At 40.5% G+C, this 22,504-nt stretch carries 23 protein-coding genes; 5 read left to right on the top strand and 18 right to left on the bottom strand.

The features are described 5' to 3' along the window. Positions 1-26: 26 nt before the first annotated feature. Together gldB and R2S08_RS14005 are read left to right on the top strand one after the other, a co-directional pair. Positions 27-1,055, top strand: a complete 1,029-nt coding sequence (gene gldB, locus R2S08_RS14010) for a gliding motility lipoprotein GldB (protein ID WP_316835769.1) — start codon at positions 27-29, stop codon at positions 1,053-1,055. A 7-nt stretch (positions 1,056-1,062) separates the two neighbouring features. Next, entirely contained in the window at positions 1,063-1,845 is a 783-nt protein-coding gene (locus R2S08_RS14005) for a patatin-like phospholipase family protein (protein ID WP_316835768.1), read from the top strand. 3 nt (positions 1,846-1,848) lie between these two features. Here R2S08_RS14005 and R2S08_RS14000 read toward each other — a convergent pair whose 3' ends face one another. From R2S08_RS14000 to R2S08_RS13970, 7 genes are all read right to left on the bottom strand, one after another. Beyond that, positions 1,849-2,562, bottom strand: a complete 714-nt coding sequence (locus tag R2S08_RS14000; RefSeq protein WP_316835767.1) for a 2-phosphosulfolactate phosphatase — start codon at positions 2,560-2,562, stop codon at positions 1,849-1,851. Positions 2,563-2,577: 15 nt separating this feature from the next. Then, the gene (gene gcvT, locus R2S08_RS13995) at positions 2,578-3,657 is read right to left on the bottom strand and encodes a glycine cleavage system aminomethyltransferase GcvT (protein WP_316835766.1); all 1,080 of its coding nucleotides are present in this window, start codon (positions 3,655-3,657) and stop codon (positions 2,578-2,580) included. 39 nt (positions 3,658-3,696) lie between these two features. Further along, positions 3,697-4,887 (bottom strand): glycosyltransferase family 4 protein, encoded by a 1,191-nt coding sequence (locus R2S08_RS13990; RefSeq protein ID WP_316835765.1) that lies wholly within the window; start codon positions 4,885-4,887, stop codon positions 3,697-3,699. Between the two features lie 93 nt (positions 4,888-4,980). Next, positions 4,981-5,583: a ribonuclease HII gene (locus R2S08_RS13985; RefSeq protein WP_316835764.1), complete on the bottom strand. Its 603-nt coding sequence runs from the start codon at positions 5,581-5,583 to the stop codon at positions 4,981-4,983. A gap of 28 nt (positions 5,584-5,611) precedes the next feature. Beyond that, the gene (locus R2S08_RS13980; RefSeq protein WP_316835763.1) at positions 5,612-6,700 is read right to left on the bottom strand and encodes an ABC transporter permease; all 1,089 of its coding nucleotides are present in this window, start codon (positions 6,698-6,700) and stop codon (positions 5,612-5,614) included. Then, positions 6,697-7,827, bottom strand: a complete 1,131-nt coding sequence (locus R2S08_RS13975) for a glycosyltransferase family 2 protein (RefSeq protein WP_316835762.1) — start codon at positions 7,825-7,827, stop codon at positions 6,697-6,699. The genes R2S08_RS13980 and R2S08_RS13975 overlap by 4 nt, the downstream gene beginning before the upstream one ends. Further along, on the bottom strand, positions 7,805-8,782 hold the full coding sequence (locus R2S08_RS13970) for a hypothetical protein (protein WP_316835761.1): 978 nt from the start codon (positions 8,780-8,782) through the stop codon (positions 7,805-7,807). Before R2S08_RS13970 ends, R2S08_RS13975 begins: the two co-directional genes overlap by 23 nt. A gap of 42 nt (positions 8,783-8,824) precedes the next feature. Here R2S08_RS13970 and ruvC point away from each other — a divergent pair, with 42 nt between their 5' ends. Then, positions 8,825-9,394 carry a crossover junction endodeoxyribonuclease RuvC gene (gene ruvC, locus R2S08_RS13965; RefSeq protein ID WP_108551695.1) on the top strand — a complete coding sequence of 190 codons (570 nt, stop codon included), beginning with the start codon at positions 8,825-8,827 and terminating at the stop codon, positions 9,392-9,394. Positions 9,395-9,453: 59 nt separating this feature from the next. On the opposite strand, the gene R2S08_RS13960 is transcribed toward ruvC, so the two are convergent. The 11 genes from R2S08_RS13960 to R2S08_RS13910 all read right to left on the bottom strand — a co-directional run bounded on the left by R2S08_RS13960 (position 9,454) and on the right by R2S08_RS13910 (position 17,355). Then, positions 9,454-10,302, bottom strand: coding sequence for a DUF4349 domain-containing protein (locus R2S08_RS13960; protein WP_316835760.1), 849 nt, complete (start codon positions 10,300-10,302; stop codon positions 9,454-9,456). A gap of 147 nt (positions 10,303-10,449) precedes the next feature. Then, entirely contained in the window at positions 10,450-10,665 is a 216-nt protein-coding gene (locus R2S08_RS13955) for a hypothetical protein (protein WP_316835759.1), read from the bottom strand. 59 nt (positions 10,666-10,724) lie between these two features. Beyond that, positions 10,725-11,507, bottom strand: a complete 783-nt coding sequence (locus R2S08_RS13950) for a 5'-nucleotidase, lipoprotein e(P4) family (RefSeq protein ID WP_316835758.1) — start codon at positions 11,505-11,507, stop codon at positions 10,725-10,727. Positions 11,508-11,617: 110 nt separating this feature from the next. Continuing rightward, positions 11,618-12,496, bottom strand: a complete 879-nt coding sequence (gene atpG / locus R2S08_RS13945; protein WP_133783404.1) for an ATP synthase F1 subunit gamma — start codon at positions 12,494-12,496, stop codon at positions 11,618-11,620. Between the two features lie 26 nt (positions 12,497-12,522). Then, on the bottom strand, positions 12,523-14,097 hold the full coding sequence (gene atpA, locus R2S08_RS13940; protein WP_316835757.1) for a F0F1 ATP synthase subunit alpha: 1,575 nt from the start codon (positions 14,095-14,097) through the stop codon (positions 12,523-12,525). Positions 14,098-14,150: 53 nt separating this feature from the next. Further along, a complete protein-coding gene (gene atpH, locus R2S08_RS13935; RefSeq protein ID WP_316835756.1) occupies positions 14,151-14,699 on the bottom strand; it encodes an ATP synthase F1 subunit delta in 549 nt (182 codons plus the stop codon). A 32-nt stretch (positions 14,700-14,731) separates the two neighbouring features. After that, positions 14,732-15,226, bottom strand: a complete 495-nt coding sequence (locus R2S08_RS13930) for a F0F1 ATP synthase subunit B (RefSeq protein WP_133783410.1) — start codon at positions 15,224-15,226, stop codon at positions 14,732-14,734. Positions 15,227-15,298: 72 nt separating this feature from the next. After that, entirely contained in the window at positions 15,299-15,508 is a 210-nt protein-coding gene (atpE, locus tag R2S08_RS13925) for an ATP synthase F0 subunit C (RefSeq protein ID WP_108553637.1), read from the bottom strand. 37 nt (positions 15,509-15,545) lie between these two features. Further along, positions 15,546-16,676 carry a F0F1 ATP synthase subunit A gene (gene atpB, locus R2S08_RS13920; RefSeq protein WP_316835755.1) on the bottom strand — a complete coding sequence of 377 codons (1,131 nt, stop codon included), beginning with the start codon at positions 16,674-16,676 and terminating at the stop codon, positions 15,546-15,548. 17 nt (positions 16,677-16,693) lie between these two features. Continuing rightward, positions 16,694-17,092 (bottom strand): hypothetical protein, encoded by a 399-nt coding sequence (locus R2S08_RS13915; RefSeq protein WP_316835754.1) that lies wholly within the window; start codon positions 17,090-17,092, stop codon positions 16,694-16,696. Between the two features lie 41 nt (positions 17,093-17,133). Then, on the bottom strand, positions 17,134-17,355 hold the full coding sequence (locus R2S08_RS13910; RefSeq protein ID WP_133783413.1) for an AtpZ/AtpI family protein: 222 nt from the start codon (positions 17,353-17,355) through the stop codon (positions 17,134-17,136). Between the two features lie 202 nt (positions 17,356-17,557). Here R2S08_RS13910 and R2S08_RS13905 point away from each other — a divergent pair, with 202 nt between their 5' ends. Next, positions 17,558-20,260: a tetratricopeptide repeat protein gene (locus R2S08_RS13905; protein ID WP_316835753.1), complete on the top strand. Its 2,703-nt coding sequence runs from the start codon at positions 17,558-17,560 to the stop codon at positions 20,258-20,260. 1 nt (position 20,261) lies between these two features. Then, positions 20,262-22,487 (top strand): penicillin-binding protein 1A, encoded by a 2,226-nt coding sequence (locus R2S08_RS13900; protein ID WP_316835752.1) that lies wholly within the window; start codon positions 20,262-20,264, stop codon positions 22,485-22,487. Positions 22,488-22,504 lie beyond the last annotated feature (17 nt).

Genomic DNA, 22,504 nt, shown 5'->3' with positions numbered 1-22,504 from the left:
GCTTGATCTGGTTATATTTGCTCTAAATGAGATATAACGTAAAACATCCCCAAATTTATCTATTTTTTCTGTTAGCGCTTGTTTTTTTTTCTTGCCAACGGTCGAAAAAGCCTGATGTAAGCCAGATTAAGCTTGACATTCATATAGAACGTTTCGATAAAGACCTGGCTCAGTTTAAAAAACTGGGCACTTTAGAAGCAGACCAGTTACTAAAAAAAAAATATGGCCCTTTTTACGATGATTATATTCACAGGATGATTGGGACCCCCGATTATACCGGAGCTCAGATTCTGGACACCCTTTATCAGGACAAGGCCTATGCAGACCTCAGCAAAGAAGTAGACAGTGTATTTCCTTCTCTGACATCTGAAGAGCAATCGCTTAGCCAGGTTTTCAAATACATCAAATACTATTATCCCAATGCCCGGGTACCCAAGTTCATTGCATTTATTTCAGGTTTTGCCGTACAAATGCCCATCGGTGACAAGTATATGGGCATAGGTCTGGACATGTTCCTGGGCAAGGACAGCCAGTTCTACAGGGCCATTGTGACCAGTGTCCCGGTATACCTTTCCAGAAGGTTTTCACCAGAGTACATCAGCCCGAGAATAGCAGAAACTTACGCCAGAGAAGAACTATTTCCTGAAAAGGAGGAGAACAGGAGTCTGATCTCCAAAATGATCTACAGCGGAAAGATCCTCTATTTTATGGATAAAGTGCTCGATGATCAGGTTCCGGACGAAATAAAGATCGGTTATACCCCAGAACAGTTAAATTGGTGTAAAAAATACGAGGGCAACATTTGGGCCTTCTTTATGGAAAACGAATTGTTGTTTAGTACAGATTACCCAAAAATGCAGGTATTTCTTAGTGAGGGGCCTTTTACACCGGGTATCGGAGAAAAAAATCAATCTGCCCCGAAGCTGGGCATCTGGACAGGTTGGCAAATTGTTAGGAAGTATATGGAGAAAAATCCGGAAATTACGCTGCAGCAATTGATGGAGGATAATGATGCGCAAAAGATATTAAGCGCTTCAAAGTACAAACCTAAATAAGAAATTAATGACAAAGATTGGTATCGTATTATCGGGCGGAGGGATCAGGGGAATAGCGCATCTTGGGGTTTTAAAAGCATTTATAAATGCAGGTATCCGCTTTAGCCACATTAGTGGCACCAGTGCGGGCTCTATTGCAGGTGCTTTTTACGCCGCGGGTATAGATCCCGAAGAAGGCTTTAATATTTTCACAAAAACTAAATTACTCCGCTTTGTAAGACCTGCTGTTGGCTCTCTTGGATTGATCAATATTGAGCATACTTCTGACCTGCTGAAAGAATATTTCCCTGAAAACAGTATAGAGAAATTAAAAATCCCGCTCACCATTGCAGCAACAAATTTTAGTGAGGGCAAACTTGTCTATTTTAACAAAGGACCGCTGATCCAGGCCATCCAAGCCTCCAGCTGCATCCCCGGGATATTTAAACCGATCATGATTGGTGGTCAAATGTATGTAGATGGTGGTATTCTGAATAACTTTCCGGTGGAGCCCTTAATGAAAGACTGCGACTTCATCATTGGATCGTCCTGTAACCACCTGAAGGAAGTAGACAAAATTACCGGGATTACAGCCTTGATGAGCAGGGCAGGTATTATGTCGATTAACAAAGATATGGAGCAAAAATCTGCTTTCTGTGATGTCCTCATAGAACCAAAGGGTATGGGTGAAATCAGTACTTTTGATATGAAAAAAGCCGAAATCATCTACTGGCTGGCCTACGAAGAGACGCTCAAGACCATTAAAAACAATGAGAAACTACGGGCGCTCATGAACAAGCCGCAGGTCTAATCCTTATTTTAAGAGAACCAGACGCTCTCCTTCCAGAACTGGAATGGCCTTACAAAGGTCCAGTTGCAAACAGAATTTAACATCTTCCTCGATGTTTAACGCAGCCAGCCGGTGGCTATGAGATGACTTTGCAATATACTTTCTAAGGTCTTCTTTAGCCAAGATATAGAGGTCTTCAGCGGCAACACTCGAGTCATCGAAATGATCAAAATTTGCTTTCAGCTGATGAACCACAGCCCCGGCAAACAGGGTATCTTCCAGGTTAAACTGGTCCTTCCATCCTGCACAAAGCAGCAATACATTTTTATCCTGTGCTTTAAGCCAGGTACACAATACCTCCAGGTTCAAAAAGGAACCGATCACCACTTTGAAGGCGCGTGCTCTGGCCAGATGAAGGGCCTTCGTCCCGTTGGTCGTGGTCAAAACAATCGTTTTGCCCGATACTTTTTCTTTAGTATAAGAAAATGGGGAATTGCCGAAGTCATAGCCTTCAACCACTTCCCCATTTCTTTCCGCCGCCAGTAAATAGCCTTTACCTGAAAAATTCAGGCAGTCTTCCACTTGTGCTACGGGTATAATGGCCTCAGCCCCATTGTCAATACCATATACCATAGATGATGTTGCCCTTAAGATATCAATGACAACAACTATACTCTCTTCAATTGCATATAAATCCAGTAAAGCCGGAGTTAGACAAACTTCAATTTTCCTTTGCATCTATGGTTTAGTGGTCTATTTATAAAATGGGAACTTAACGACTTTAGCTTTTATTTTAGCATTACGGATATGGATATAGATTTCTGTACCTTCTTTGGCTTTATCCAGATTCACATAGCCCATGCCAATCGCCTTTTGCAAAGAGGGAGATTGTGTACCTGAAGTTACTCTTCCAATCACCTGTCCGGCCTCATCTACGATTTCATAATCATGACGCGGAATACCTCTGTCTATCATTTCAAAACCGATCAGTTTCTTTTGGATACCGGCTTCTTTCTGCGCCTGAAGAGCCTCAGAATTGGTAAATGGTTTTGTAAATTTAGTGATCCATCCCAGACCGGCTTCAATTGGAGAAGTGGTGTCATCGATGTCATTTCCATATAAGCAGAAGCCCATTTCTAAGCGCAGGGTATCACGTGCACCAAGCCCGATTGGCTTAATACCGAATTCAGCACCTGCTTCAAAAATAGCATCCCAGATGGCATATGCCTTGTCGTTTTCGAAATAGATTTCGAAGCCTCCAGCACCTGTATATCCAGTTGCCGAAACGATTACATTGTCAATTCCTGCAAACATGCCTTTCTTGAAATTATAATATTCCATAGAAGCCAGGTCAATATCTGTTAATTTTTGTAAGGCTTCTGCTGCTTTTGGACCCTGTATAGCCAAAAGAGAGGTTTTGTCGGAGATATTGTGCATTTCTACACCCTCTGTATTGAATTTTTGGATCCAGTTCCAGTCTTTTTCAATATTGGAAGCATTAACCACCAGCATATAGGTCTTATCATCTATGCGGTATACCAAAAGGTCATCTACAATTCCACCCTGTTCATTTGGCAAACAAGAATACTGAACCTTTCCATCATACAGTTTAGAGGCATCGTTGCTGGTTACACGCTGAATAAGGTCAAGGGCTTTCTCTCCTTTCAGGATAAATTCTCCCATATGGCTTACATCAAAAACACCAACTCCGTTTCTTACCGTATTGTGTTCGGCATTAATGCCTTCGTACTGAACAGGCATATTGTATCCTGCAAATGGCACCATTTTAGCGCCCAATGAAATGTGTTTATCTGTTAATGCGGTATTATTCATACTTTTTATATAAAAATGGTGGCCAAAAGTACACAATTTTTACACATTTATAAGCCGCCTGTAGATATTCACCATTCCTTCGGTAATTGTAGAAATATCGTAATTACGTTCGGCCGTTTTACGTGCATTTTCTCCAATTTCCCTCCATTTGTTGGGATTGGTAATGCATTGTAAAATGGCCCGGTAAAACTCGTCAGGTGTATTTGCAATCAGGATATCTTTCCCATTTTCGCAGGTGATCCCTTCGGCAGCCATCGTTGTAGCGATAATGCATTTTCTCATGGCCATACCTTCTATGATCTTTACACGCATTCCGCTTCCGGACAACAAAGGAACGATCATAATGGCTTTGGAATTGATGAACTCAACCGCATCCAGAATTTCTCCTTCTACCACCAGATTCTCCGAATCATAGTCAAAAAACTGTTGCTGCATGTTCTTTCCAGCAATATAAAATCGCAGTTCACTGTTCAGCTTTTCGATATCCGGCCATATTTCATCCAGGAACCATTCCAGTCCTTCCTTATTTGGCCGCCAGTCCATTGCCCCCAAATGAAAAAGGGTAGCGAAGCTCGTTTTCGAAGGATCAGTAACATATTTATCAAAATCCAGCGCTACAGGGAACACATCAAGGCTGGTTTCGCAACCAAATCGCAGAATACTCTGTCTATCCTGTTCACTAATCGCAAATATCTGGTGGAACCTGTTCATTTGTTCCGTCTCGTAAGATTTCAGTCTCCTGGCCAAAAATTCCAGATAACGCCTTCTTGGCCTGAACCTTTCTGTATAGGCAATGCGTTCCCATACATCAAATACAATATTGTGTGCCCGGTAAATGATCTTTGCCTTGCTAAAGGCCTTCACGGTATCCAGATAAGGAACCACAAAAAGTCCCTCAAACTGAATAATATCAAACTCTGCTTCCCTTAAAATGTTCTCCAGCAATTTGGCTGCATTGTCATCAAAATAACGGGAAACATTATAGGACTGGTTAGAAAATACGTTGAATATCGCTCCCCAGATATTCACCTCAGTATCGATATCATAGGAGTAAAATTTTACACCGTCATAGATCGGGTCATAAATATCATCCACATCCACCCGGTGTTTATTGGTGTTGATACTGAATAAAGTAACGTCTACATCGTGCCTGAGCAGTCCCTTTATCGTGTTGTAAACAACGATAGGGTATCCACTATTGGGTGGAAACGGGACGCGGTATGTTAGCATCAATACTTTCAACAGTGTGAAAATACTAAATTAAGTGGACTAATTTCGCCACAGAAAGTAGTTTTTTCCCAATTTTAGAAGGAAAATATGGCCTTAAAGGGCAAATAAATCCAGTTGTGGGTGACTCACCGTAAAACTTTTGCGGTGGTATGGCGTTAAACCCAGTTCTAAAGAAGCTGTACGATGAGCAATTGTAGGATATCCTTTATTCTGATGCCATTGATATAAAGGGTATTCTTCTCCTATTTTAACCATATATTCATCTCTGTAAGTTTTAGCCAATATAGAGGCCGCGGCAATGTTTAGATATTTCCCGTCCCCTTTGATGATACAGCTATGCGGAATCTCAGGGTAAGCTTTAAACCTGTTCCCATCGATACTTAAATACTTCGGTGCAATGCTTAACTTTTCGATGGCCCTGTGCATGGCAAGAAAAGAAGCATTTAGAATGTTAATACGGTCTATTTCTTCATTATCTACAGAAGCCACAGCCCAGGCCAAAGCCTCCTTTTCTATAATGTGCCTCAACTGCTCCCGCTGTGAATGCTTCAGCATTTTGGAATCTGTCAGTTCACCAGCCACAAAATCTTTTGGTAAAATCACAGCTGCGGCAAATACCGGACCTGCCAGACAACCTCTTCCGGCTTCATCGCAGCCAGCTTCCAATAATTCTTCCTGATAACAATTCAATAACATCCTGTAAAGTTAATGATTTAGCATTTAACTAGACTGTTACATTTTCTGACTTTACATCAAAAGCATCTCTTAAACCTATAGCCAGCAAGTTGAAGGCATATACCGTCAGCATAATAGCAAGACCTGGTAAAACAGCAAGGTAAGCCGCATCCATAATAATATAACCGTAATGCTCTTTAATCATTCCGCCCCAGCTCGGCATAGGTGCCTGTGCACCAAAGCCCAGAAAACTAAGTCCGGATTCCAGTAAGATCGCCGAAGCAAAATTAGCGGAAGCCACCACCAGAATCGGCCCGGCAATATTGGGCAAAATGTGTTTCATAATCGTTCTGGATGTAGAGAAGCCCAAAGCCTTGGATGCCTCTACAAATTCAACTTCTTTGAGGGCAAGTACTTGTCCCCGAACCAAACGAGCTACGTCAACCCATGTTGACAAGCCAACGGCAATAAAGATCTGCCAGAAGCCCTTTCCTAAGGCAAAAGATATGGCAATAACCAATAATAACGAAGGTAGTGACCAAATCACATTCATGAACCAGCTGATCAGTGCATCTACCTTACCACCAAAATACCCGGCCAGGGCCCCGAGGCTAATCCCAATGCAAAGAGAAATCAATACTGCGACCAGACCCACCGACAGGGAAACCCGGATCCCCAAGATGAGTCTGCTTAAAAGATCTCTCCCGTAGAGGTCGGTACCCAGCCAGAAAGTTTGTGTATAACGGTTATTACCCTGAACCAATGGATAAATGGTTTCTTCTGCACGTTCATCGTCACCTATATATTCTCTTGCATATACCTTATTCCCCTGCTGGCGGTACGTGGTCACCGGGATACTCATAAAATCTGCCGGTTGTCCATACAGCATTTTTTCCAGAAGGTTTACTTTTTTCACATCTGTCTTTTTGCTGATGATCAGGAAATGAAAAGTCCTTCCCGGTTTCCTATTGCTCAGTTGCAGATGCATGGTATTGGCCATCGGGCTTTGGTCTGGTGTAACCAGGTAACCTAAAATACCCAGAAGGATCAGCAGTCCTAAAAAGATTAATCCGCAAAAGGCCAGTTTGTTCCTTTTGAATTTTACCCAGATCTTTCCTGAAGGACTGTGTTTACTCATTTCACCATTCTTCCCTTCCACTTGTATTTTCCGGAATTACCGGCAACGCCGATAAAAATAATATAAATGATATGCATCAGACTCAGTGCGGGCATAAGGGCAAGCAATTCCCTTCTTTTCGCAAATCTGGTCACATCCCAAAGAAATAAAAATTCAAAAATAATTTTAATCAGCAGCTGGACAAGAGCGACTTTAAAAAACAGACCGATAAACAGTCCGGCAACAATATTGGCCAGTATGCTCAGGTTAAACAACCAGACAAATACACCAAGCACAATGATCGATTTATTTTTATACCGGGTACTCTTTGAAGCCCAGCGTTTCCTTTGCTGGATAAATTCCGACATATTGGGCTTGGCAAAAGTATAGACCATAGCCTCATAATTTCTAAGGAATCCAATCTTTTTTCCGTATCTGGCTGCCATTTTATGGAGGAGCAATTCGTCATCACCAGAAGCCAGATCGTCTATCCCTTTAAATCCACCCACCTCATAAAATGCGTCCCTTTCATAAGCCAGGTTTGCGCCGTTACAGGTAGAAGGTTTTCCGTTTCCAATTGTGGAGGCGCCAAGGCCGATCAGATAGAGAAATTCCAGCGCCTGTGCACGTTCAAAAAAACTTTGCTCTTTGAAATAGACCACTGGCGAGGAGATCATTTTGTAATCATGCTCTTCGTAATAGCTTACAATTGTTTTTAACCAGTTTGGCCCCATCCTGCAGTCTGCATCCGTAGTCACAATCAATTTTCCTGTTGCTCCGCTTATAGCCGTTTGTATGGCCTTTTTCTTATAGGAGTTTAAAGCCTTATCTTCATTCAGAATGATCAGTTTTATATCCTTGTAACCCGTAATGATCTCTACTGTATGGTCTGTTGAATGGTCGTCTATAAAAATAATCTCCAGCAAGGCCTTATCATAATCCTGTGCCAACAAATCTTCTATGGTGTGAGATATACTTCCCGCCTCATTCCGCGCAGCAACAATAACAGATACTGGGGTCGTACATTTCTTTGCAGAGGCTTTGTAAGGCATTAATTTATGCCAGCCCCTAATAAAAGCAACAACAACCAGGACATAATTGATGGTCAGAATAGCAGAAAAATAATTAGGTACGTTGAGTATTTCCAAAAAAATTGAGTTTAAAAACGAAATAAGAGCCTAATATAGCAGGAATTATAATATTTATAAGCCAAATGCTCGCGGTGCAGGCTACAACCGCTGTATTTTGATCTGTGATATATTTAAAGAAAAAGAGTGCCGTAACACTTCTTATTCCGATATCAAAGAGATCAAGTGAGGGTAGGGAAGACTGAACAAAGAACAGTATACAAACCATCATCATGATATCCGCATAATGCAAACCAGGAATCAACCAAAAGAACATCACAAAGTATTGGGTGCTGAACACCAGATAACGGGCAAGGCAGAACAGTAAGATTTTTAAAAGCTCCAGTTTTTTATACCGGGCAAGCACTTTATAAAATCTTTTATATTTTCTTGTAAAACGAATAGATAGTAAAATGCCATTCAGCCATCTGATGTTAAAGAAAAAGACCAGGAAAAATAAACTAAAAGTACCAGCCAAGGCACAAAGGGCAAAAAATAAGCGGTAATCAAGAAGATTAAACTTATAAATAAATGCACAAATGGCTATAGAACCAAAAACATTGGTTAATACCAGTTGACCGATATTTCCCACAGCCATCGCCACCACGCCAATGATCCTTCTTTTGGGGGAGAGAAAAAAGACCCGCCCTCCATACTCGCCAATCCTGTTGGGGGTAAACACAGCCCAGGTGAGGCCACAGAACACAGATTCTATTGCTTTCCAAAGACTGATTTTTTCTATACTGCTCACTAATCTTTTCCACTTTAAGGCCTCAAGGCCCCAATTTACCAGCATAAGTACCACCACCACCGCCAGGATAACTTCCATTTGGTGTTCGGGCATACCCTTGATCAACCTGCCAAAACTTTTCAAATCATTATTGGTGGTCAGCTTGATATAAATGAACCAAAATGCAAAAACAACAATTGCAATTTTGATGAGGTAGGAGAATATCTTTTTATACTTCGATGTCAAACTTTTTATTTTACTCTCTGCAAATATGCTTAATATTGTTTTATGTTGGTGGAAAAAAAGGAAAGGGTTATCCTGGGGATTGATCCCGGAACGGCTGTAATGGGTTACGGGGCGATTCTGGAAAAGGGCAGCAAAATGGAGCTGGTTACGATGGGTATTGTGCGAATGGAACACCTTGATGACCATTTTTTGAAGCTCCAGCGCATCTTCGAAAAAACCATTCATTTGATAGATGAGTATAAACCTGATGTGCTAGCCATTGAGGCTCCCTTTTATGGAAAGAACATACAAGTTATGTTAAAATTAGGCCGGGCACAGGGTGTTGCCATGGCTGCGGCGCTATCCAGAAATATTCCGGTTACAGAATATGCCCCCAGAAAGATCAAACAATCCATTACAGGGAATGGAAGTTCGGGTAAAGAACAGGTGGCTGCTATGCTCCAAAGACTCTTAAATTTCAAAGAAACACCCGAATTCCTGGATGCGACAGATGGGCTGGCTGTCGCTGTCTGCCACTCTTTTCAAAGAGTGCCTAGCGGTGGCAGTGGCAAGGCTAAATCTTATTCGGGATGGGCCTCTTTTGTTCAGGACAATAAAAAGAGGGTAAAATAAAAATGCCCCCGATCAGTTAGACATTGACTGGGGACATTTTAAACCTGGCTTCTTTTAAACTATGCACTAATCATTTTTTTCTTCCTGCGGTAATGTCTGAATACAAAATATCCAGCCCCAGCCAAAAGGATCAGTACCCATAAATTGGTCAGAATTAAAATAAACTCCTTAAAGATTACCCATCCATTCTGAATCCCCAGCCAAAACCGGTTAAGGAATGCCGGACGGTAATCATATAAATCATCATTTCCAACCACCAGCCGCTGCACCGTATTGTCCTGATAAAAGTTTAAGGTAATTGTACTGTACTTTACCCGACTGTCGATCAACTGATTCTGGATCTTTTTATCCACATAATCATCTTTAATTTCTAATGCAGTTTCTACATTATTGCTTTTCTTATTCGCATGTTTATTCAACTGTTGAACAGCTTCCACCCTATTCTTATTTTTTAAAGCGTTTGATAGATAATTCGTGCTCTGATCGTCTAGCTTTAGCGATTGCTGATCAACAAATACTGCCATTTTAACTACTTTATTGGTAAAATCATCGAGCTTATCCGAAGGGACTTTAGCAACAACCTGTCCTTCTTTTCTATATGAAGTGAGTTCCAGAAGAGAATCTGTCGAATATTTCGCTTTTTCTGTGCGCATGATATTGCTCTGAACGGTAAATTCCACAACCATACCACCTTCTTCTTTTATAGAGTGACTAAGTTTTTCTTTTACCTCCTGAACATCTTTCACCCTGAAACGCATGTCGGCGGTTTTTATGATCTTATCACTCGCTACAGTATCCGCCGAACTTTCGTTTAAAGCTTCTGTTGTATCCGCTGATTTCATTTTATTACTGCTGTTACAACTCCAAATGGCTATGCTGATCACTGCAAAAAACAAATACTTTTTCATAATTATAAAGGTTAGATTTCCCCTTAATACCATGAGTATAGAAAAAGTAACCTTTACCCGATCGGAGACCACAAATATCTGAAAACAAGAAGTCCTCACTGGCATGTAAACCAATGAGGACTTCTTGTTGAAAATTGCCTGAGATGGTTAGGCAGCTAATATTTTAAATACTGCTTTGCAGCAGATAAATGCACCTGCAAATAAAATTACCCATGAAATGATGGATAAGGTTGAAGAATCACCAGCAAAACGAAGGTATACGCCTAGGATACTGACAATGATACCCACCACCAACAATTGATATATTGATGTCTGGTTCGCTGTTTTCATGCTTTCTGTATTGTGTTTTGGTGTTTGCTCCATCTTAAGTTTTATTTAATGCACAAAAATAAAGATTAATTCATTAAAATAAAGCACATTCCTTAATAAGTTTTTAATCCTTCCATCCTTTGCTTGGAACGGTCACTCTCTTTAAGGTCTTTTCCTTTGTAAAACGGTTTCTCCCAATCACCATACATTGGATTAGGCAATACAATATATTTCGTTCCAAATAGTTGCTGAGCACGATCAACTTCTTCTTTCGTATCTTTATTCTCACGGTAAAACACATTCGAAAAATCGCTCAGGTTGTCTCCGCAAAGCAAGAGTATATTATAAGTTTCTATCACCTTTTGTCTGCGTGGTTCCTTATCAGAGGTACTGCTTTTCAATACCAGATGTGCCTCATCGGTATAAGGAAAACCATGATCCTGCAGATTTTTAAGCGTTCCGTTGTGCTCTGTTACTTCCCGGTTGGTGATATAAAATACCTCTACATTTTTAGATGCCGCATATTTTAAAAAGCCCAATGCTCCAGGAACTGTGTCTGCAGCTCCCTTACTTGTCCAGTTTGACCAGTCAACTGCGTTATAGCTAATGCCACGCTTTAATTCTGTCCCTTGAAAAGGAGAATTATCCAGTACTGTCTCATCTATATCAACAACCACACAATTCTTCTTTGTCGTATCGGCAATTTTCATTTGCTCCAAAAGAGACAAACGGGCAAAATTATAAGCCTGGAAAGCAAGTGCCCGGTATTCACCTGAACGCTGCTGCCATAAAATTGACGTGGTATAATCACGCGCACCCCCAGCAGGATTTTGCTGAGCCATCAAGGCCAGCGGCAATAGGAAGAGCGCAGTTATAGAAATCAATTGTCTTTTCATCTATTTATTTTATTTTTCCAAAATTAGCCAATATCGGCCAGTAGACTACAATTAAAACAAAAAAAGCCCTTATCAGATCGATAAGGGCTTAATAATATAGTCGGTTAAACTTATCCGTTTAATGCAGCTGCACCACTCACGATCTCCGTAAGCTCTGTAGTAATAGCAGCCTGACGAGCCTGGTTGTAAGAAAGTTTTAAGGCTTTCAGCAGGTCACCGGCATTTTCTGTTGCTTTATCCATAGAAGTCATACGTGCACCGTGTTCAGAAGCATGTGAATCAAGTACAGCTTTGTACAGCTGAATCTTAATTGACTTAGGAATCAATTGTGCTACAATTTCTTCTTGAGAAGGCTCCAGGATATAATCTACATTTGAAGCTTTCACCTCAGTTGTATCAGCCTTAGGAAGCGGTAATAATTGCTCTGTAGTTACAAACTGAACAGCAGCATTTTTAAAGCGGTTATAGATTACCTCTACTCTGTCGTACTCCCCTTTTTTGAAACCATTCATAATGGAATCTGTAATTTTAGTTACATTCTCAAAGGTTAAGGCAGAATAGACATCATTGTTATTACCAATAACGTTATAGCCACGCTTTTCGTAAAAATCCTGAGATTTCTTACCAATAGCAACGATGCTCACATTGCCGTTCTTGTATTGCTCACTGTACTTCTCTGCGATCAGGTTATTGGTGGCTTTAATCACATTCATGTTAAAAGCTCCCGCAAGACCACGGTTAGAAGATACCACAACAATTAAAACTTTGTTAGGCTCACGTTCCTGTATAAAAGGCGACGAAGATCCTTCCAGACTAGCTGAAAGATTTCCTAAGATCTCTTTTAGCTTTGTAGCATAGGGACGTAATTGTATAATAGCATTGGTCGCACGCTTCAGCTTTGCAGCCGAAACCATTTTCATGGCTTTGGTGATCTGCTGTGTAGACTGTACCGATGATATGCGTATTCTTACTTCTTTTAAATTAGCCATTCTTTTTTATCTTCTGCAGCGCAATTTTAGTATTTACCTGCTAATTCCTTAGCTACTGTTTCTAATACACCAGTGATCTGATCATCCAGTTTACCAGCTTTTAAAGCTTTTAAAGTATCTGCATGACGTTGTTCCAGCTGTTGTAAAAATTCTGCTTCAAATTCTCTGATCTTGTTTACAGGAACTGTACGCATTAAGTTTTTAGTACCAATATAGATAATAGCAACTTGTTTCTCTACAGTCATTGGAGAGAACTGTCCTTGTTTAAGGATTTCCACGTTACGGGCACCTTTATCCAAAACAGATTTAGTTGCTGCATCCAGGTCAGATCCGAATTTAGAGAAAGCCTCTAATTCACGATATTGTGCCTGATCTAATTTCAATGTACCAGCTACTTTCTTCATAGACTTGATCTGAGCATTACCACCCACACGAGATACCGAGATACCTACGTTAATCGCCGGGCGAACCCCTGCGTTAAACAAGTTAGATTCTAAGAAGATCTGACCATCAGTAATTGAAATTACGTTGGTTGGGATATAAGCAGAAACGTCACCAGCCTGAGTTTCGATAATTGGAAGTGCAGTTAAAGAACCACCACCTTTTACTTTACCTTTTAACGACTCAGGCAAATCGTTCATGGCCTGTGCAATATCATCATTCGCGTTGATCTTTGCAGCACGCTCTAACAAACGACTGTGCAGATAGAACACGTCTCCAGGATAAGCCTCACGGCCCGGTGGACGACGAAGTAACAAAGAAACCTCACGGTAAGCCACAGCTTGTTTAGACAAATCATCATAAACGATTAACGCAGGACGACCTGTATCACGGAAATACTCACCAATCGCAGCACCAGAGAAAGGCGCATAGAACTGAAGTGGAGCAGGATCAGCAGCAGAAGCCGAAACAACTACTGTATAAGCCATTGCACCATTTTCTTCAAGGGTACGTACAACGTTTGCTACTGTACTTGCTTTTTGCCCGCAAGCAACATATATACATAAAACAGGATTTCCTGCCTCATAGAATTCTTTTTGGTTGATAATGGTATCGATACAAACCGCACTCTTACCAGTCTGACGGTCACCGATCACCAACTCACGCTGACCACGACCAATAGGAATCATCGCATCAATCGCTTTGATACCAGTTTGTAAAGGCTCGTTAACCGGCTGACGATAGATTACACCAGGTGCTTTACGCTCGATAGGCATTTCGAAGGTTTCACCTATGATAGGTCCTTTTCCGTCGATAGGCTCGCCCAGTGTGTTTACAACACGACCCAGCATACCTTCACCTACTTTAATAGAGGCAATCTTTTTGGTTCTTTTGATTGTATCACCTTCTTTGATATTGTCGGAAGGGCCTAATAAAACCACACCAACATTATCTTCTTCAAGGTTCAATACAATACCTTGCAAACCGCTTTCAAATTCAACAAGCTCACCTGATTGAACTTTTGTTAAACCATATACACGGGCAATACCATCACCCACTTGTAATACGGTACCAACTTCTTCAAGTTCAGCTTCTGATTTAAAGCCCGACAATTGTTGCCTGATAATTGCCGATACTTCGTCTGGTCTTACCTCTACCATAATTTATATTTTCTATTGTAAATCAGTAATATATTATCTTTTATTTATTTGAATTACACCACACTCTGGGCAAATTCCTTTTTTAATTTATTTAAGCCATTAGAGATACTGGCGTCAAACTGCTTATCTCCAACTTTCAGTACAAAACCACCAATCAGATTGGCATTGATCTTTTCTCTGATCAGAACTTCATTAGCACCAATCTCTTTTTTCACAATCGCAATGATCTCAGCTCTGCTGCTCTCTGTAAGTGGAGTTGCAGAAGTAACATCTGCTGTCACGATTCCTTTAATGGAATTGTATTGCGCAATCACTTCTTTCGATGCTCCAAATAAAAGGGCAGAACGGCCTTTATTGACCATCAGTTTCATAAATGAAATGGTGATCTTATCTACCTTACCGGCAAACAACCCTTCAAGGATTCCTGCTTTTTTATCCTGGGGAACAATTGGATTTTTAAGGATAGCCTCCAGTTCAGGATTCTGATCAATCACCTGCTCTACCAAAACCATATCATTCTTTAAACTCTCCAGAGCATTATTCTCTATGGAAAGGTCTATGATTGATTTGGCGTATCTCGATGCTGCTTTATTTTCTGACATTCTAATCTTCTTTAGCTAACTGACAATCTCAATTAGTTTAATTCAACATCTTTTAAAAGATTTGCAACCAAATCCTCTTGTTTTGCTTTATCTTCCAATTGTGCACGCAATACACGCTCAGCAATATCAATAGATAAAGTAGACACCTGGCTTTTCAATTCGAATAAAGCAGCTTTCTTTTGATTTTCAATTTCAATTTTTGCTTTCTCTATTAATTTTGCACCCTCAGTATGCGCCTGAGTTTTAGCTTCATTAATGATACTGTCTTTTAAAGTTTTAGCTTCTTTTAAGATATGATCACGCTCTGCACGCGCAGATTTTAACAACTCTTCATTTTGAGTGGTTAAACGTGCCATTTCTTGCTTAGCAAGATCTGCTTTGTTCAGTGCATCATCAATAGATTGTTCACGCTCTTTAATTGCTGCCAATACTGGCTTCCAGGCAAACTTGCCTAAAACAAACATTAACAATAAAAATGCTATTGTCTGAAAAATAACTAAACCAAACTCAGGTACTAATAATTCCATTTTCTATCTTATATATTGTGTTCTCGTTTTTTTAAAAATTTGTACCCGGCATTGCTGCCAGGTACAAGTTTACTAGCCATTACCCATTAGGGCAACAACCACTGCGAAAAGCGCAACAGCCTCAACGAAGGCAGCAGCGATCAACATCGCAGTTTGGATTTTAGAGGCAGCTTCCGGTTGACGAGCGATACCGTCCATAGCGGAACCACCAATTTTACCGATACCTAGACCAGCGCCAATCGCAGCTAATCCTGCACCAATTGCAGCAATACTTCCTGTAATCATGATTTTATATATTAATAGTTGTTAAAAATTCTAATTAATGGTGTTCTTCTATAGCCATACCAATAAACAAGGCAGACAATATGGTAAATATAAAGGCCTGAATAAAAGCAACCATTAACTCAATGGCACCAATAAACATAGCAAAAGGTATAGATGCTGCCGAAACCCATAGATTTTTAAAAACAAATATCAAACAGATCAGAGACAACATAAGAATATGTCCTGCTGTGATGTTTGCAAATAAACGAATCATCAAGGCAATTGGCTTAGTGAAAATTCCAACAATCTCTACAGGAATCATTACAATCCACATCAACTTAGGAACTTCAGGAGCAAAAATATGTTTCCAGTAATACTTATTACCATTAAACACGGTCAAACAAAATGTAGCAATCGCTAAGATCATAGTTACTGCAATATTTCCTGTTAAGTTTGCTCCTCCGGGAAGAAATGGAACAAGTCCAAGCATATTATTAAACCATATAAAGAAAAATACAGTTAACAAATAAGGCATAAAGCGTTCATATTTGTGACCAAGATTTGGCTTGGCAATATCATCACGTACAAAAAGAATAATGGGTTCCATCCAGGATTGTAAACCTTTAGGGGATTTACCTTTGCGTTTTTTGTACCCGTTGGCTACATTTAAAAACACAGCTAAAAGAATAACAATAGAGATCAGCAATGTACAAACGTTCTTAGTGATCGACAGATCTAAAGGACGCGCATTGGATGCATGATGTTTTTCATCAAGCTGAACGTATTGCCCATGCTCGTTTGGCGTTGCAGATGCATAATAGATTTTCTCATGCATCTTCACAAAGCGCTGACCGCCTTTTTCTACAACAACTTTAGCTTCATCATCAGACTGAAAATCTGAAGAATTAAAACTAACCAGTCCGCCTGGAGTATATAGAAAAACAGGAAGATGAATGTAATGTTCACCAATCACATGCCAGCTGTGAGAATCTGCAATGTGGTGCAATGCAAATTTTCCAATATCAAACTTCTCTTTACCTTCAGGTTCGGAGTGGGAATTTTCTGCCGCCTGCAGCGTATCAACTTGCGCTAACGCAGGTGTTGTAACAGAAAAAAACGCTAAAAAAAGCGTAAAAACAACAATTAACCTTTTCACTTTAAAATCAAAAACGTGGCTACAATCCATTTACTCGCAGATTTTTACTATTTATTTTGGTGGCGCAAGTTACATAACAAACAGTATATTTCAAAGAAGCTAAACAATAAATATAAAGAAAAAAAATTCAGGACGAAAACTAAGCCATTTCCTTTGCTTTTCAGACTGTAAATCAGGACGAAAGCCATAGAGAACAACATTTTCAACGCTATCGACCCCATTATGGCCATAATTGCCGTTTCCGGATTACGTTTCATCCCCAAATAAACCACAACATAAGCGATAAAAGTGATCCCTCCAAGGAAACCAAACACCAGCCAGAATTTTGGAACGAGAACAGTTTGGCCGGGAAAAAACGATGGCAACATCGATGCAACTCCGCCAAGGATAAGCGCATAAGCTATATAGAATAACGTAAATTTTACTAGATTCAATTTTATCTCCATTTTTTACAAAAGTATTAAAAATACCTTTGGAGAAGTCATTCTTATTTTTTATTCAATTGTTTGACAACTTGATATAAAGACAAAAGCACGCCAGCGAGACTAAATATGGCCGTAAATATAGGCTTGGAACGATGCTGGTGTTCATCAATCTTATATCCAATAAATGCAAATACACCTATGGTAGCCAGCATTTGGAAACCAATCCCGGAATATTTAATAAAATTTCCTGGCCCCTGATCTTTATCTTTATTAGAGTCTTCCATAACCTGATCAAATAAAAAACACCAATTCATTAGAATTAATTGCTGAATAAAATATTTTTGTATACATTTTAATTGAAATTAAACTCAACAAGTGCTTTTGAAAAATTACGCTATTCATAGCCTAAAGATAATATTAATTTGTTTAGGCTCCTGCATTCTTGCCTCTTGTGGTACTCCCAAAGATACTGCCGCAAGCAGAAGCATGCAAAATTTAACTGCCCGCTATAATTATTTTTATAATGCCAACGTTATATTGGACAACTACGAAGCAGAACTCAGCGACAATTATGCAGATAATTTCAATGATATCCTACCTGTTTATATTGCGCCCGAAAAATTTGACCCCAACGCCAGAGATCCGTTTAGCGGATCTGTGAACAGTGCCGCACTGGATAAGGTGATCCATAAAGCACAAACGATCATAGCGGAAAAAAGTTTCAGCAACTATATAGACGATGCCTATCTGCTTCTTGGAAAAGCACAATTTTTAAAAGGAAACTATTTTGTTGCCCAGGAATATTTTGACTACGTGACCAGGACTTATAAAAACAATCTACCCATATACGTACAGGCACTGAACGGAAAAGCCAGAAGTCTGATCCAGCTGAACAATCTAAGAGAGGCAGGTTTCACGCTGGATACACTGGAAGAGAACCTCAAACTCATTAAAAGAAAAAGAGCAGAACCCCTGGCCACACTAGCCCAAATGAGTATTGCCGTTAACCGCTACAAAGATGCGATTGTCTACCTCGAGTCGGCACTTAAAGAAGGAAGCATCAAAAGAAACGAGATCAGATGGCATTATATCCTTGGGCAGTTATATGAAGAAGAAAAAAATTACCATCCATCACTTAAAGACTATATAAAGGTACAAAAGAGCAATGCTGCATTTGAACTCTATTTTAATGCCAACCTCAGCAGAATCAGGGTTAAAGGTTTGTTAAGCGGAGAAAACATGAACCGTAAGCAGGAACTTTCGGCCTTGTTAAAAGACGATAAAAACACAGACTATATTGACCAGATCTTTTATCAGATTGCTCAGAGCTATGCAGACGAAAAAGACTATCAGGGTGCAGAAAAATATTATATGAAGTCTGTAAGTGCAAGCACAAGGAATCCTTATCAAAAGGGTTTATCCTATCTGCGGATCGCAGACCTTAATTTTAAAGAATACAAGAACTACCTGAAAGCCAAAGCTTATTACGACAGTACAGTAAATACACTTCCAAAAAACTATACCGGTTACGATCTCATCCTTAAGAAGGATCAAAATCTGGAGTATCTGACCAGCCGGTATGAATCCATATCCCTCCAGGACACCTTACAGATGATTGCCAAGCTTCCCGAGCCGGAGCGTAAACACAGGATTGAAGCATTTGTAACACCCCCTGTAAAAAAATCTGCAGAACAAGCCCTAAACGTTAACAGCAATATCCCTGTTTACCAGAATAACACTCAAAACTCAGGAAAAAGAGCAGCCACAGTAAATACCTTCTATTTTGCAAATACAACTGCGGTAAGCAACGGCTTCATGGATTTCAAGAAGAGATGGGGCAACCGTAAACTGGAAGACAACTGGAGACAAAGTATCCGGTCTTCATCACAAGCCAATACACAAAATGTAGCCAACCTTGACAATTCCGGCCTGCCGAACAATCCAGATCATGCAACAAGTACTCTGGTTAGTGATTCTGCGAAGATCAAAGCCTATACTGCTGCACTTCCCCTGAGCCCGGATCTCCTTAAAGCCAGCAATCAAAAGATCATTGATGCTTATTATGAGATTGCCAACTTCTACCAGCAGGAACTCAACGACAACGAAGAAGCCGCAAAGATCTATGAACTCCTGCTCCAAAGGTTTCCCGACAACAATCATCTGGCCGCCATCAACTACGGCCTCTATTTAAGCTACAAGACATCCAATCCGGCAAAAGCTTCAGGATATAAAAACACTGTACTGACGCAATTTCCGTCTACGGTCTACGCAAAAACGATCCTGGATCCTAACTTCACCGTCAGACAATCCGCACAGGAAGCAGAAATCACCAAACGATATAATAACATCTTTGGCCTTTACGAAAAGAAAGATTTCCCTCAGGTCATCACTGATGTAAATGCATTAAACGAAATTTCCCCGAGCAATTATCTTTCTCCGCAATTTGCCTATCTTAAATCTATAGCCATTGGAAGAACCAATAATGTAGATAGTCTGATCAATGCCTTCAAAGAGATTGTCGGCAAATTTCCAGATGATAAACTGATTACCCCTCTGGTACAAGACCACCTGGCCTATATAGATCAGCACCTGGCCATTTTCAAAAAAAGAAAAATAGCGCTTACAGACTTTGATCTGGGAGAACCTAGGTTTATGGAACAGCAGATCGCCAGTACACCAGTACAACAACCAAAAGAACAATTGGTGGTTCAAACAGCAGCGCCAGTTAAACCAGAAGTCCCTAAGCCACAAGCTATAGTTCCGGTGGTTCAACCAACAATACCTGCCCAGCCAAAGCCAGCAGACCCAATACTTAAAAAACCAGAAAGTATCTTCAGTTCTGCCAAATCTGAAACCTATTACTTTGTCATTGACGTAGCCGATGCCAGCCTAACCTTAAGTTCTTCTCGTTTTGGTATCGGTCAATTTAACCGTGGAAACTACACTGGAGACAATTTAAAGCATCATTTAACAGAATTTGACAATGATCAGCTAATTTACGTCGGGAACTTTAGTAGTTTTGACGACGCAAAAATATATGCTGAAGGAATTATCCCTCAGCTAAAACAGATCATGAAAGTACCTGAAAATATGTACAGTACCTTCATCATCAGTAAAGAAAACTTTGATAAATTAAAAAATAAGGACCTTCTAAACAAGTACATAGAGTTCTACAAAAACAATTATTGAAATGAGCCAAACCCTTACCTCAACAGATATAAAGAGATATAATCTAACCATTTGGAAACTCCTGATTGGTGGTATTATATTATTTGCACTGTTCATCATCTCTATTGGCTTCGGGGTTTTCGGCACTTTACCATCATTCAGAGACATAGAGCACCCTAAAAGCAACCAGGCCACTGAGATCGTCGCAGACGACGGAAGGGTGATCGGAACTTATTTTGTACAAAACCGTTCCAATGTTACTTACCCGAAAATTTCTCCAAATGTGATCAATGCGCTGATATCTACGGAAGACACTCGTTTTAAAGAGCACTCAGGAATCGATTTTACCAGAACCTTTACCATCATCTTTTATAATCTGGTTGGAAAAAAACAAGGGGGAAGTACAATTACACAACAACTTGCCTTGAACTTATTCTCCGAAGAAGGCCGTCAGAAAAACTTCTTTAAACGGCTGATGCAGAAATTTCAGGAATGGGTGATCGCCGTTAAACTGGAGAGAAACTATACGAAGGAAGAAATCATTACCATGTACCTGAATACGGTGGACTTTGGAAACCAGGCGTATGGAATTAAATCAGCTGCCAGGGTATATTTCAACACCACTCCAGACCAGTTAACCGTACCCCAGGCGGCCACCCTCGTTGGTTTGCAAAAAGGGATCACCAGATATTCTCCAACCCGTAATCCAGACCGTTCTATTGCCCGCCGCAATACAGTAATGTCTATGATGGTGAAAGCGAACCTGCTTACACAGGAACAGTACGATACAGAGAAAGAAAAACCTTTAAGTCTTAAATTTAATGCCGCAACAGTAAACGATGGAATTGCGCCTTATTTTAGAGCCGTATTAAAAAACGATATCAAGAAAATTTTCCAGGACCGTTCCATTCTTAAAGCAGATGGAACACCTTACGACCTGGATAGAGATGGCCTCCGCGTGATCACCACACTCAATTATGATATGCAGGTCTATGCTGAAGAAGCTCAGAAGGAGTATATGAAAATCCTGCAGGCCCAATTCACAGCCAGCTGGAAAGGGAAAAACCCTTTCAAGGATAAAGAGTTACAAATTGAACAGGGTATTAGAAGATCAGATCGTTATAAAGCACTACAACTGGAGGGTAAAAGTGAAGAAGAGATCAAAAAAGATTTCAATACCCCTACCCGCCTGAATATTTTTACCTGGAAAGGGGACATCGATACCCTGATGAAGCCAGTTGACTCCGTAAAATATTACAAAATGCTTTTGCGCAATGCAATGATGGTGATGGACCCTCAAACCGGCTATGTTAAAGCCTGGGTTGGCGGGATCAATTACCAGCACTTCAAATATGATCAGGTCAAAATGGGTACACGTCAGGTAGGTTCTACAGCCAAACCATTTACCTATGCGGTTGCTATAGACAATGGCTACTCCCCTTGCTACACCGTAATGAACGAACCGGTAAGCATTGATGTTCCAGGCGGAAAACCCTGGGTACCCAGGTCTTCAGGAACCTTACCAGGAGCCATTACCCTGCAAAAAGCCCTTGCTTACTCCCAAAACTATATTGCAGCTTACCTTATGAAACAGGTTGGGCCAACTGCTGTAGCTGCACTGGCTAAAAAAATGGGAATTACTTCAGACGTTCCGGCCTACCCTTCCATTTCCCTGGGCTCCTTCGATGCCTCGGTATACGATATGGTAGGTGCCTACAGTGTTTTTGCCAATAAAGGCCTTTGGACGGAGCCTACTTATATCTTACGTATTGAAGATAAAAACGGGATAGTTTTATATGAGAAACACCCAAGTGTACACCCGGCACTGAATGAAGAAGTGGCTTATGTAATGACCCGTATGCTCCGTGGCGTAGTACTCAATGGTACGGCATCGCGCTTAAGCTACAAATATGGTATCAAGACACCAGTTGGAGGTAAAACAGGTACCACGCAGAACAACTCCGATGGATGGTTTATGGGCATCACACCTCAACTTGTGGGTGGGGTATGGACAGGTTGCGAAGACCGTGCGTTCCATTTCATCAGTACCCGGGAAGGTGAAGGGGGAAATACGGCACTGCCTATTTTTGCCGGCTTCCTGAAAAGAGTGTATGCCAATCCAAAACTCAAGATCAGAAAAGACGATTTTGATGTCCCTAAGAATGGTGTTTCTATAGTATATGACTGCAACCAGTACCAGCAGCCAGACCAAAACAAAACCGAACTGGATGAGAAATTAGGTTTCTAACCGTATATTTTTTTCAA

The organism is Pedobacter nutrimenti (genome assembly GCF_032678445.1).
GTDB lineage: Bacteria > Bacteroidota > Bacteroidia > Sphingobacteriales > Sphingobacteriaceae > Pedobacter > Pedobacter nutrimenti_A.
Note: the sequence above shows the minus strand (reverse complement) of the source record. Positions and strands in the feature narration are given on the sequence as shown.